Raw genomic sequence first — 12,367 nt, 5'->3', positions numbered from 1 at the left:
ACTCCGAATGCCAGCAACTTGTACTCGGGAGTCAGACTGCGAGTGATAAGATCCGTAGTCGAGAGGGAAACAGCCCAGACCATCAGCTAAGGTCCCCAAGTGTATGTTAAGTGGAAAAGGATGTGGCGCTGCACAGACAACTAGGATGTTGGCTTAGAAGCAGCCACCATTCAAAGAGTGCGTAATAGCTCACTAGTCGAGTGGCGCCGCGCCGAAAATGTAACGGGGCTAAACATACCACCGAAGCTATGGATCCCGTAAGGGATGGTAGGAGAGCGTTCCAAGCAGCAGTGAAGCGGTATCGTGAGGAGCCGTGGAGCGCTTGGAAGTGAGAATGCCGGTGTGAGTAGCGAAAAGAGGGGTGAGAATCCCCTCCGTCGAAAGCCTAAGGTTTCCTGAGGAAGGCTCGTCCGCTCAGGGTTAGTCTGGACCTAAGCCGAGGCCGAAAGGCGTAGGCGATGGACAACAGGTCGATATTCCTGTACCGCCGTACCACCGTTTGAACGATGGGGGGACGCAGAAGGATAAGGTGACCGTGCGACTGGAAGTGCACGGACAAGCAGCGAGGCCGTCGGGTTGGCAAATCCGCCCGGCATACAAGGTTGAGCTGTGACGTGGAGCCCGTAGGGCGAAGCACCGGATTTCACGCTGCCAAGAAAAGCCTCTAGTGAGGAGGTCGGCGCCAGTACCGCAAACCGACACAGGTAGGCGAGATGAGAATTCTAAGACGCGCGGGATAACTCTCGTTAAGGAACTCGGCAAAATGGTCCCGTAACTTCGGGAGAAGGGACGCTTATGGAAACATAAGCCGCAGTGAATAGGCCCAAACGACTGTTTAGCAAAAACACAGGTCTCTGCTAAATCGCAAGATGAAGTATAGGGGCTGACGCCTGCCCGGTGCTGGAAGGTTAAGGGGATGTGTCATCGCAAGAGAAGCACTGAACCGAAGCCCCAGTAAACGGCGGCCGTAACTATAACGGTCCTAAGGTAGCGAAATTCCTTGTCGGGTAAGTTCCGACCCGCACGAAAGGCGTAACGATTTGGGCACTGTCTCAACGAGAGACCCGGTGAAATCATAGTACCTGTGAAGATGCAGGTTACCCGCGACAGGACGGAAAGACCCCATGGAGCTTTACTACAGCCTGATATTGAGGCTTTGTACGCGATGTACAGGATAGGTGGGAGTTTGTGAAGCCGGAGCGCCAGCTTCGGTGGAGACACCCTTGGGATACCACCCTTTGCGTATAGAGTCTCTAACTCGCAGCCGTGATCCGGCTGGAGGACCGTGTCAGGCGGGTAGTTTGACTGGGGCGGTCGCCTCCTAAACAGTAACGGAGGCGCCCAAAGGTTCCCTCAGAATGGTTGGAAATCATTCGAAGAGTGCAAAGGCAGAAGGGAGCTTGACTGCGAGACCTACAAGTCGAGCAGGGACGAAAGTCGGGCTTAGTGATCCGGTGGTTCCGCATGGAAGGGCCATCGCTCAACGGATAAAAGCTACCCTGGGGATAACAGGCTGATCTCCCCCAAGAGTCCACATCGACGGGGAGGTTTGGCACCTCGATGTCGGCTCATCGCATCCTGGGGCTGGAGTAGGTCCCAAGGGTTGGGCTGTTCGCCCATTAAAGCGGTACGCGAGCTGGGTTCAGAACGTCGTGAGACAGTTCGGTCCCTATCCGTCGTGGGCGCAGGAAATTTGAGGAGAGCTGTCCTTAGTACGAGAGGACCGGGATGGACGCACCGCTGGTGTACCAGTTGTTCCGCCAGGAGCACCGCTGGGTAGCTACGTGCGGACGGGATAAGTGCTGAAAGCATCTAAGCATGAAGCCCCCTCCAAGATGAGATTTCCCTTTGAGCAATCAAGAAAGACCCCTCAGAGACGATGAGGTAGATAGGTCATGGGTGGAAGCGTGGCGACACGTGGAGCTGAATGATACTAATCGGTCGAGGCTTTGATCTAGTCTATGGTTTGTGTTGATGAATCCTCAGTTTTGAGAGAACAATCTCTCTAAAATATGTTGACATTATCGATAAATAATGTTAATATAATAGTTGTCTGGTGGCGATAGCGAGACGGCCACACCCGTTCCCATGCCGAACACGGAAGTTAAGCGTCTCAGCGCCGAAAGTAGTTGGGGGATCTCCCCCTGTGAGGATAGGACGTTGCCAGGCAAGATCGTTCCGCAATAGCTCAGTGGTAGAGCAACCGGCTGTTAACCGGTAGGTCGTAGGTTCAAATCCTACTTGCGGAGCCACTTTCTCTTTTGGAGAGCTGTCCGAGTGGCCGAAGGAGCACGATTGGAATTCGTGTAGGCGGCAAAACCGTCTCAAGGGTTCGAATCCCTTGCTCTCCGCCAGTTTTTCAAATATGTAATGGCCCGTTGGTCAAGCGGTTAAGACACCGCCCTTTCACGGCGGTAACACGGGTTCGAATCCCGTACGGGTCACCATTTAATTTTATATCGTCGCGGGGTGGAGCAGTCTGGTAGCTCGTCGGGCTCATAACCCGAAGGTCGTCGGTTCAAATCCGGCCCCCGCAATTAAGTCCGGTCTCGTGGTGTAGGGGTTAACATGTCTGCCTGTCACGCAGAAGATCGCGGGTTCGAATCCCGTCGAGACCGCCATTTTTATTTTAAAATCAATCATACTACATATGGCTTTGTAGCTCAGTTGGTAGAGCAAAGGACTGAAAATCCTTGTGTCGGCGGTTCGATTCCGTCCAAAGCCACCATATGTGGGGGGGTAGCGAAGTGGCTAAACGCGGCGGACTGTAAATCCGCTCCCTCGGGTTCGGCGGTTCGAATCCGCCCCCCCCCACCACTTAGGGGCATAGTTTAGCGGTAGAACTACGGTCTCCAAAACCGTCAGCGCGGGTTCGATTCCTGCTGCCCCTGTTTTAATTTCATCATGGCGATTGTGGCGAAGTGGTTAACGCACCGGATTGTGATTCCGGCATTCGAGGGTTCAATTCCCTTCAGTCGCCCCATTATTATTGGGCTGTAGCCAAGTGGTAAGGCATCGGATTTTGATTCCGACATGCGAAGGTTCGATCCCTTCCAGCCCAGCCATTTTGCGGAAGTAGTTCAGTGGTAGAATACGACCTTGCCAAGGTCGGGGTCGCGGGTTCGAATCCCGTCTTCCGCTCCAATGACTTTTGGCGCCATAGCCAAGTGGTAAGGCAGAGGACTGCAACTCCTTTATCGTCGGTTCGATTCCGACTGGCGCCTCCAACATAATATGCCGGTGTGGCGGAATTGGTAGACGCGCACGACTCAAAATCGTGTTCCTCTGGAGTGTCGGTTCGACTCCGACCACCGGTATCCGTATGACTCTAACTGAGGTTAGGGTCTTTTTTTATTTTAATTTCATATTTATTCCATGTTGATTTGTAAATCAATGTAATTTAAAGTGATATATATAAAGCGATAAAATGATTTTTGTGAAACGGTATGAGAGTTTTTTTTTTTGTAACTAACTATCAGTAGTTAGACATATTATTTATGAAAGAAATAGTACATCAGGAAAAGCTATAGAAAAACTAAGTCATGGGGGTATGGTTTTTGAAATCAAAAATAACAGAAAGTGAAAGCTCTATTGTTTTGTCAGTTGCTGCTGGACAAACAATTCATTTAATCGAAAAATGCTTCGTGCATGCTCATCCTATCTCGAATGGATATAATTATACACCTACGAAATATATAACATTTCGTCAAGCGAATGGTGGTGTAATGAACAAAATTTACAATATAGATCGAACGTTCCCTATCGAGATGAAAAGTTGGGAAAGGGACATTAATCAATTTGATATACCAGAAAACATAAAAAAAGAACTCACAATGTATATTACTAGTCGGTACAAAGACTTTGATTTTGACAAGGCCCCAAAATATAAATTTTATTTATTGCGTTTGCTTTGTGAACTTCCGAATAATCCTCATCCGCCATCAAATAATGCAGGAGGATGGTACTATAATTTGAATGATTTGAAAGAGAGTACTGGGGTGGTGAACACGATAAAAAAATCCAAATAAGTCTGATTGATTTGGATACTTGTCGTGATAGATATTTTATTTGTTGGCGCTAAAGATTCACTAATTCATGATTTAAACTATTAAACCATTAAGATATAGCGAAATATTTTATTGAGTGACTTTAGAAAAACTTATGAATACTTGTTGACAGATTAATAGTATAGGTGTATATTAACTATAGTCGCTTGAACGACAACAATATTTCATGCGGGTGTAGTTTAATGGTAAAACCTCAGCCTTCCAAGCTGATGACGAGAGTTCGATTCTCTTCACCCGCTTCATATCTCTCTGCCGAGTGGCGGAGAGATTTTTTGTATGCGAAAATATATAGAGGAGGTGAACGGAATGGACCCGTACACATTAAAACAACAAATCTTAGCGTATGCCGAAACCATCGGGATTGATGAGTTGAAAGTGACGACAGCTGATCCGTTCATCGTCATGAAACAACGACTTGTTCGACAACAGGAGAAAGGATATGCCTCTGGATTCGAAGAACCGGATTTAGAGAAACGCACAAATCCTGAACTTCTCCTTGAAGAGGCACAGTCGATCATTGCGATCGCCATCGCCTATCCAAGTAAGTTAAAAGATGCTCCTCGGAGTGTCGCTGGCGAGAGACGAGGGTTGTTTGCTCGGGCCTCATGGGGACTCGATTACCATCGGGCGGTCGGCAATCGATTAGAGAAGCTTCAAGCGTACATTGAAGAATTGGTTCCAAACGTGCGGACGCGTTCGATGGTCGATACGGGTGAACTCGTGGACCGTGCCGTCGCAGAACGTGCGGGGATTGGGTTTAGTGGGAAAAACTGTTCCATCATCTCTCCTGAGAAAGGATCCTATCTTTATTTGGGCGAAATGATTTTAGATGTTTACTTACCACCGGATGAAGCGATTGAAGACGGATGTGGAGATTGCAATAAGTGTATGACAGCGTGTCCGACGACGGCCCTTGTTGAGCCGGGTGTCCTCGATGCGAAGCGCTGTATCGCCTATCTCACACAGATGAAGACGTTGATGCCACGAGAGTTTCGGTCGAAGCTTGGGGGGCGATTATATGGATGCGACACGTGTCAGCAAGTCTGTCCATATAACCGCAAAAAGGACTGGCGTCACCACGAAGAACTGTTACCGGAAGCTGAGATCGTCAAACCGCTCTTAGAGCCTCTTCTGACATTGAGCAACCGGGAGTTCAAACAAAAGTTCGGACATTTATCGGGCGCATGGCGCGGGAAGAAACCGATTCAACGAAATGCGATTTTAGCACTCGCGCACTACCGTGAGCCTTCAGCGATTCCAATCTTACGGGAATTCATCAAACAGGATGAACGCGAAGACATGCGCGCGACGGCTGTTTGGGCAATCGGTGCGATTCTTGGACCTGAGGCCGATTCGATATTTGAAGAGATTGAACGGAATGAAACGTCTGACATGGTTCATGAAGAGATTCGTATCTATCGAGAGGAGTGGGCACATGAAGATCGTGTCGTCTAAATGGGGAACGTTAGCGTATGAATTAAACGCAGCAGGCAAACTGACGGCTCTTGAGTTCACAACACATGAGCCGACTGACGAGGTGCCTGAATGGTTGCGGGATCTTATGACGCGAGTCGAGCGGACAGGGTTTCAAGAAGCAGATCGTGCCTACGTTGAAATGAACGGGACACCGTTTCAACAGGAGGTCTGGGATGCGCTCTTGACCATTCCTTATGGCGAGACACGCACATATAAGCAAATTGCTGAACAAATCGGTCGGCCGAAAGCCGTTCGCGCCGTCGGTCAGGCGCTCAATCGAAATCCGTTGCCGATTCTATTTCCGTGTCACCGTGTCATTGGAAGTAGTGGGAAGCTTGTCGGTTTTGCGGGAGGATTGGCTGAGAAACAACGCCTTCTAGAATTTGAAATGAAAAAGTGAGGGAAATCAACCATGGCAATTCATGTCGTAATGTTTCAACCAGAAATACCAGCAAATACAGGGAACGTCTCACGTACGTGTGCGGCGACGAACTCGGTGCTTCATTTGATTCGTCCGCTCGGGTTCTCGACGGATGATAAGATGTTAAAGCGTGCCGGTCTCGACTATTGGCAATTTGTCGATGTACGCTATCATGACTCGTTAGAAGAGCTGTGGGAGAAGCATCCGGATGGTCAGTTCTTTTATATTACGAAGTACGGGGAACAATACCCGAGTGATTTAGACGTTTCAGATGTAGACGGTGACTACTTCTTTGTCTTTGGTCGTGAGACGAAAGGGTTACCGATGGAAGTCATCGAGAACAATTTAGATCGCTGCATCCGTCTGCCGCAATCGAACCTCGTCCGTTCATTGAATGTATCGAATACAGCAGCCATCATCGTATATGAGGCGCTTCGCCAACAGGGATATGCAGGATTGAAATAAAAAAGAGCCGGATTCGTAAGAATCCCGGCTCTTATTCGTTACCCTCAGGTTTACGGTTATATCCAGCTGTCAAAATCGCTGCGAGGAAGACGACGCTGATTCCAACCATCAATAATAGGCCCATCCAAAAATCCCCCTTTTATTCTCCATAACTATAAATAGTATAATATACTTGGTAGGTGAATTGCACTGAATATAAGAAATTACTGTGAAATTGGAGAAGGAACATGAAAACGAATGTGTACTTACTGAGCTATGCCCCACTCATCGGAATTATTTTGTTTTCGATGTCACTTGCGATTGCGACCTCCGAGTACGTGATCCAATGGCTGAATCAAATTGGCGTATATAGTGAAATTATCGAACTATTATCCGTGCAAGAGACGAAAGTGCTCGTGCTCGTCGTATTCTTTACGATTTTCTTTATGTTGTTTAGCGCATTCAAATTGGTGGCCGATACGTTCAATCAACTCGGTTTCGCCTTTTTTGCGCGCGAGACGAATGGCACGTCGCTTCATCGGCTCAAACCTGGGGCCATCATCTTCCTCATCGGGTCTGGAATCAGCTTTCTCTTTTTGAACACGTTACTCGCCGTCATCGCGGTCCTCGTAGGAACGCTCTTGATGTATCTCTTTTACTATGTCTGGCAAGTAAGCCAATCGATGTCCGTCCCACGAGCCATCGGCTTATTGCTTATGCAGGCCGTCATGTGGGCGACGTTGATCAGTGGGTTAGGTTGGTCGGTCCTCCGCTTGTTTAACTCTGTCGGAGATATCATCTTATGAATCATTCTTTTAAACCGACCTCGGATGTGATTGAAGCATGGAGTCAATCATTTGTCCCAGAGGAAACCTTGTATTGGATTGATTCTTCGTTTCTTGAGGATATACCGAGTTCCTGTCTCGTGATTCCGAGGCAGGAATTTTTCAATCATCCGCTTTATCGCAGACCCGATATCACGAATCCATATGTGACATGGCAGATGGGTCAGGACGTGACCCATGTCGTCCATGCGTTCTCTGGCTTTTTGAAGGAGTTACAGGAGCACGTCAAAACACGTTTAATGGAATTCCAAGTGACGACCCATCGTGGTCTTGTTTTGCCGATATCGGTCGAGCAGATGAAACGTCTATCGAATGAGGCCATTGTAGAGAAGGACGGCACCCATGTCATCGTGTTGCATCCGCAAAATTGGAATGAGCTCGACATCGAGATGCGTCATTCTCTTCTGCTCGACTATGCGAAGGAGTGGGATCGTTGGGAAGGGGAACCCGGAGATGACTCGATTGCCTCGCATCTTGCGGACTATGCAAATCGGTTTCCCATCCAGGAGGGAAGTAACTGTCTCGCGGCGACGTTGTTTGCGGTCACAGGTAACGAACGGATCGTTCACCAATGGGTTCATCCGGAGACGTTCCTTCAGACCATAAAGCGAAGTGGGTACGAAACCGTAAAGGATGATGTGCCAAGGTCGAATGACGTCCTGACGTATTGGAACGACCAAGGGCAACTGATTCATGCGAGTTACTGTGTGCGAGAAGGACTCTTTTTCAACAAACATGGTCAAGTTCGTTTCAATCCTTGGAAACTCATTGATCACGACGAGTTAAAGGAGCATTGGGGAGCCTATCGACTTCAGATTGAACGTCGAACATAAGCAAAGGAGTCAGTCCACTTTTCAGTGGCTGACTCCTTTTATTGATGTGCCTGTGTCCAAACAATCGCCGGATACGCACGGTTGGCGAGTTCCGGAAACGGACGGGGCGTATCGGCACCGAGCCAGATGGCGGTGATGGTGCGATCGGTCAGTCCGACATACCACATATCTTTATTGTCGTTCGTTGTTCCGGTCTTTCCTCCGAGATACTCAAACTCACGTTTCAGCTGATTCGCATAGCGACCTGTACCGTATGAGGTGACGGTCGATAACGCTTTTTTCATCTCACTGATGGTTTCCGGAGACCAGACTGTCTCTTCCGTTAAGATCGGGGTCAACGTTGGTTCACCGGACTTGAATGTGATTTGTTTGATTGTATGTCCGGATGTATACTCGCCTTTATTTAAGAACGGGGTATAGGCGGCGGCCAGTTCTTTTGGGGAGACGCCTTGTGTGAGACCACCAAGCGCACTCGCTAAGTTCTCGTCCTGTTCATCCCATTGACTGAACATCATGTCTGCCGTCTTGTACGCGCGTTCCTGATCGATTGCTGAGAAGGCGGCGAGGGCAGGGGTGTTATACGAGAAAGCGACCGCATCTTTCAATAAGACATCGCCTAACACACGGTCGTGACTATTTCCGGGACAATAAGAACCGTAACAAGTCGGACGACCGTCGAGTACCGTGTCTAGTGTCGCTCCCGTCTCTTCGATGAATGGGGCGAACACGAGGATCGGTTTGATTGCGGAACCTGGTTGACGGTACGCCTGGGTCGCTCGGTTGAACTCACCGACCTGCTTCATCTCAGAGTCGACCATGGCCACGATTCTCCCTTGAGGTGTGAGTTCCGTATAGCCCCCGTTCACACCGGGAGGAAGTTGACTCATCACTTGTTTTGCTTGTTTCTGCTTCCCGGTTGATAAGTAAGTCTCGATTGTCGCTTCATGCGTGGACAAATAATCTCTCGCCTCGGCATCATCTAAGTCGTAGCGTGACCGTACCAATTGAATCGCTTCGCGGACGGCAGTATCCATGTAGTCCGGATATTGAATCGATTGACTGCGAAACGACGCTTGTAGCTTGACGCCATGATACTGATCGTAGGCACTCTTCGAGAGAACACCCGCTTCAAACAGTTGCGTCAAGATTCGGTCCTTTCGCTCGAAAAAGGCGTCGGATGGATTGAGCGGATCATAAAGTGACGGGTTATTCGGCACCGTCAACAAGTAAGCGAGTTGATTCCAATTCAAGTCGTCGAGCGGTCTTGAAAAGTATGTATCGGCTGCAGATTGAATGCCATATACATTATGTCCAAAAAAAATAACGTTGCTGTAAGCTGTTAAAATTTCTTTCTTGCTATAATTTTTTTCTAGTGCTCGAGCAAGCAATAACTCTTTCACTTTTCGTTCATATGTCCGTTCATGTGTGAGATACACGTTCCGTGCCAACTGTTGCGTGATTGTACTCCCACCTTGGACAGATGTCTCGTTCGCGTTATTGATAAATGCTCGGACAATCCCGCTCAAATCATAACCGGGATGGGCATTAAATTTACGGTCTTCGATGGTCGTGATCGCATCTTGAATATGTTCGGGTAACGCTTTCGGAGACACGTCATTTCTGCGGCCAGTCAAGTAAATCTGCTGTTTTCCACCGTTGTATGCGAGTGTGATGGCATGCTTTGACGAGAGTGGTTGTGCCGATACCAGCTCTTGTCCCCAGGAAAGAATTTCATCTGCCTGGTCAATCTCTTCTTTCAATGCAGTGGCAAGTGACAAGGAAGCGGCCAAAAGTCCAGCAAAAAATAAGGTTCCAATCCAAGCTCTCATCTATTTCACCTCTCTCTATACATTATATCGTCCAATTTACAAAAAAATAAAAATGTAAACGTTATCATATAATAATTCGAGAAGGAATACTTTAGGAAAGGGCGAAAAAGGGTAAAAGAGGTTGTATATCACGATTTTGAGGAGGCTTATTATTTATGAAGCAAGAAATGGTTGCGATGCTCCTTGCGGGAGGAGAAGGAAAACGATTGGGGCCTCTCACGCGAAAAACGGCGAAACCGGCCGTGAATTTCGGCGGAAAGTACCGCATTATCGATTTCCCATTGTCAAACTGCACGAACTCGGGAATTACAACAGTCGGGGTATTGACGCAATACGAGCCACTTGAATTGAATCGTTACTTAGGAATCGGGACGGCGTGGGATTTAGATCGTCGCAATGGGGGGTTAGCCATTCTCCCACCTTACCAAGCACAGTCGGGGAAAAACTGGTACGAAGGGACGGCCAATGCAATCTATCGAAACTTGAGCTATATCGATGATTACGATCCAGATTATGTGTTGATTCTTTCGGGGGACCACATCTATAAAATGGACTACGAGAAAATGCTCGAAGCCCATAAAGAAAAACAAGCCGATGTGACCATCTCTGTCATGGAAGTGCCGTGGGAGGAAGCGCCGCGTTTCGGAATTTTGAACACAGCGGATGATCTTCGCATCAATGAGTTCGAAGAGAAACCGGAAGAACCGAAGAGTAACCTTGCCTCGATGGGGATCTACATCTTCAACTGGAGCGTCTTGCGCGAACACTTGATTAAAGATGCTGAAGACGAAACGTCTAGCTTTGACTTCGGGAAGAATATCATTCCGAACACGCTTCTTCAAGGGCTCGACGTCTTCGCTTATAAATTCAAAGGCTACTGGAAAGACGTCGGTACGATTCAGTCGCTTTGGGAAGCGAATATGGACCTATTGGAAGAAGAGCCTCCATTCGATTTGTATGACCCGGAGTGGAAAATCTATTCGGTCAACCCGAACCAGACTCCTCAGTATATTGGAAAAGACGCTTGTGTCGAACAGTCTGTGATTAACGAAGGGTGTCATATCGAAGGCGAAGTCCAACATTCAGTGTTATTCTACGACGTCCGTGTCGGAGAAGGTTCACTCGTTAAAGACTCGGTGATTATGCCAGGAGCTAGAATCGGGAAGGATGTAACAATTCACAGAGCCATTGTCGCTAGCTGTGCAGTCATTGAAGACGGCGCGACAGTAGGCGAGCCGGGTGGTGAAATCGTTGTTATTGAACCACACGAAAACATTGAAAGCGGAACCGTCTTCAAACAAAGAGTTTGATACGAGTAAAGAGACACGCAAGGAGGCGTTACTGTTGACGAACGATTTATTAGGGGTCATTAACTTAGGAACGGAACAAGGTCTGTTTCCGGAATTTACTGGACATCGTAATCTGGCATCAGTCCCATTCTCAGGACGCTATCGCCTGATTGACTTCACCTTGACGAATATGATCACACAAAATATTAATCAAGTCGGAATCTTTACGTTAGACAAGTATCGCTCGTTGATGGATCACCTCGGCTCGGGGAAAGAGTGGGATTTGGACCGTTCGCAAGGTGGTCTCCACATCTTCCCACCAGCGTTGAAACCGGACGGGGAAGCGTATCTTGGCGACTTGGCCAACTTCTCGATGCACCGTGAACACTTCATTCGCAGCAAACAGCCGTATGTGGTCATCACAGGTTCGAACGTCTTGACGACAATCGATTATACCGACATGCTTGCACATCACAAATCAATGGGCGCAGACATCACGCTTGCCTATACGACTCATGAACAGAAATGTGGCTACTGCCGTCCGATTCGCCTTGGGGAGAATGACCGCGTCGTCGGCATCTCTGAGCGAGGCTTCTCACCGGATGATGAGTACACATATACGGAAACAATCATTATGTCGAAGAATCTCTTCATGCGCCTTGTTGATGAAGCGACCTCTAAAGGCGAATATGACTTGTTGGACGGTGTCATTCGTCCTCAGCTCCATCGTTTACACGTGCACGGGTACCATTATGTCGGAAAAATGCAAGTCATTCATTCGGTACTTTCTTACTATAACGAAAGCATGCGATTACTTCGTGGCGAAGGCATCATTTATGACTTCCCGCATATTTATACGAAAATCAAACATGAGCCACCGACTCGCTATTTGAAAGGGTCAAAGGTAAACGAGGCGCTCGTGGCAAATGGATGTAAGATTCATGGCGAGGTGCAAAATAGTATTCTCTTCCGTGGTGTTGAAGTCAGTAAACACGCACGTGTAAAAAACTCAATCATTTCATCGAAATCGATCATTGAAGAAGGGGCTGTCGTTGAAAATGCGATTTTGGATAAAGAAGTCGTTGTAAAACGAGGACAGGTCATCCGAGGCACAATCGACGAACCGATTGTCATCGCGAAACGAACAGTGGTATGAGGAGGAT

9 protein-coding genes, 14 tRNA genes and 2 rRNA genes (1 of these 25 cut by a window edge) are annotated in these 12,367 nt (G+C 48.0%); 24 read left to right on the top strand and 1 reads right to left on the bottom strand.

Features of this window, described 5'->3' with window-relative positions; genetic code table 11:
- From KD909_RS11400 to KD909_RS11295, 22 genes are all read left to right on the top strand, one after another.
- Positions 1-1,957, top strand: a 23S ribosomal RNA gene (locus tag KD909_RS11400) (it extends 957 nt beyond the left edge of the window).
- A 95-nt stretch (positions 1,958-2,052) separates the two neighbouring features.
- Positions 2,053-2,169: ribosomal RNA gene (gene rrf, locus KD909_RS11395) — 5S ribosomal RNA — on the top strand.
- A gap of 8 nt (positions 2,170-2,177) precedes the next feature.
- Positions 2,178-2,252, top strand: a tRNA-Asn gene (locus KD909_RS11390).
- 11 nt (positions 2,253-2,263) lie between these two features.
- Positions 2,264-2,354: transfer RNA gene (locus KD909_RS11385), tRNA-Ser, on the top strand.
- An 18-nt stretch (positions 2,355-2,372) separates the two neighbouring features.
- Positions 2,373-2,447 (top strand) — tRNA-Glu (locus tag KD909_RS11380).
- 16 nt (positions 2,448-2,463) lie between these two features.
- A tRNA-Met gene (locus tag KD909_RS11375) sits at positions 2,464-2,537 on the top strand.
- 8 nt (positions 2,538-2,545) lie between these two features.
- Positions 2,546-2,621: transfer RNA gene (locus tag KD909_RS11370), tRNA-Asp, on the top strand.
- Positions 2,622-2,652: 31 nt separating this feature from the next.
- Positions 2,653-2,728 (top strand) — tRNA-Phe (locus KD909_RS11365).
- 5 nt (positions 2,729-2,733) lie between these two features.
- Positions 2,734-2,817, top strand: a tRNA-Tyr gene (locus KD909_RS11360).
- A gap of 3 nt (positions 2,818-2,820) precedes the next feature.
- Positions 2,821-2,891, top strand: a tRNA-Trp gene (locus KD909_RS11355).
- 16 nt (positions 2,892-2,907) lie between these two features.
- Positions 2,908-2,983: transfer RNA gene (locus KD909_RS11350), tRNA-His, on the top strand.
- A gap of 7 nt (positions 2,984-2,990) precedes the next feature.
- Positions 2,991-3,065, top strand: a tRNA-Gln gene (locus KD909_RS11345).
- A gap of 4 nt (positions 3,066-3,069) precedes the next feature.
- A tRNA-Gly gene (locus KD909_RS11340) sits at positions 3,070-3,144 on the top strand.
- A gap of 9 nt (positions 3,145-3,153) precedes the next feature.
- A tRNA-Cys gene (locus KD909_RS11335) sits at positions 3,154-3,227 on the top strand.
- Between the two features lie 9 nt (positions 3,228-3,236).
- Positions 3,237-3,317, top strand: a tRNA-Leu gene (locus tag KD909_RS11330).
- A 240-nt stretch (positions 3,318-3,557) separates the two neighbouring features.
- Positions 3,558-4,028 (top strand): hypothetical protein, encoded by a 471-nt coding sequence (locus tag KD909_RS11325; RefSeq protein WP_211781621.1) that lies wholly within the window; start codon positions 3,558-3,560, stop codon positions 4,026-4,028.
- A 207-nt stretch (positions 4,029-4,235) separates the two neighbouring features.
- Positions 4,236-4,306: transfer RNA gene (locus tag KD909_RS11320), tRNA-Gly, on the top strand.
- Positions 4,307-4,373: 67 nt separating this feature from the next.
- Positions 4,374-5,522, top strand: coding sequence for a tRNA epoxyqueuosine(34) reductase QueG (gene queG, locus KD909_RS11315; protein WP_211781620.1), 1,149 nt, complete (start codon positions 4,374-4,376; stop codon positions 5,520-5,522).
- Positions 5,503-5,943, top strand: a complete 441-nt coding sequence (locus KD909_RS11310) for a methylated-DNA--[protein]-cysteine S-methyltransferase (protein ID WP_211781619.1) — start codon at positions 5,503-5,505, stop codon at positions 5,941-5,943. Before queG ends, KD909_RS11310 begins: the two co-directional genes overlap by 20 nt.
- A gap of 12 nt (positions 5,944-5,955) precedes the next feature.
- Positions 5,956-6,429 (top strand): tRNA (uridine(34)/cytosine(34)/5-carboxymethylaminomethyluridine(34)-2'-O)-methyltransferase TrmL, encoded by a 474-nt coding sequence (gene trmL, locus KD909_RS11305; protein WP_015880908.1) that lies wholly within the window; start codon positions 5,956-5,958, stop codon positions 6,427-6,429.
- Positions 6,430-6,656: 227 nt separating this feature from the next.
- On the top strand, positions 6,657-7,214 hold the full coding sequence (locus KD909_RS11300) for a DUF5366 family protein (RefSeq protein ID WP_015880910.1): 558 nt from the start codon (positions 6,657-6,659) through the stop codon (positions 7,212-7,214).
- Positions 7,211-8,086, top strand: a complete 876-nt coding sequence (locus KD909_RS11295) for a hypothetical protein (RefSeq protein ID WP_211781618.1) — start codon at positions 7,211-7,213, stop codon at positions 8,084-8,086. Before KD909_RS11300 ends, KD909_RS11295 begins: the two co-directional genes overlap by 4 nt.
- A gap of 38 nt (positions 8,087-8,124) precedes the next feature.
- On the opposite strand, the gene KD909_RS11290 is transcribed toward KD909_RS11295, so the two are convergent.
- Positions 8,125-9,915, bottom strand: a complete 1,791-nt coding sequence (locus KD909_RS11290) for a transglycosylase domain-containing protein (protein WP_211781617.1) — start codon at positions 9,913-9,915, stop codon at positions 8,125-8,127.
- A gap of 155 nt (positions 9,916-10,070) precedes the next feature.
- Between KD909_RS11290 and KD909_RS11285 the strand changes: the two genes are divergently transcribed.
- Positions 10,071-11,225, top strand: a complete 1,155-nt coding sequence (locus KD909_RS11285; protein WP_211781616.1) for a glucose-1-phosphate adenylyltransferase — start codon at positions 10,071-10,073, stop codon at positions 11,223-11,225.
- Entirely contained in the window at positions 11,155-12,360 is a 1,206-nt protein-coding gene (gene glgD, locus KD909_RS11280; RefSeq protein ID WP_249199026.1) for a glucose-1-phosphate adenylyltransferase subunit GlgD, read from the top strand. Before KD909_RS11285 ends, glgD begins: the two co-directional genes overlap by 71 nt.
- The last annotated feature ends 7 nt before the right edge of the window (positions 12,361-12,367 follow it).

The sequence above is a fragment of the Exiguobacterium sp. PFWT01 genome, assembly GCF_018255795.1.
Taxonomy (GTDB): Bacteria; Bacillota; Bacilli; order Exiguobacteriales; family Exiguobacteriaceae; genus Exiguobacterium.
This window is presented reverse-complemented; position numbering and strand designations above follow the sequence as displayed.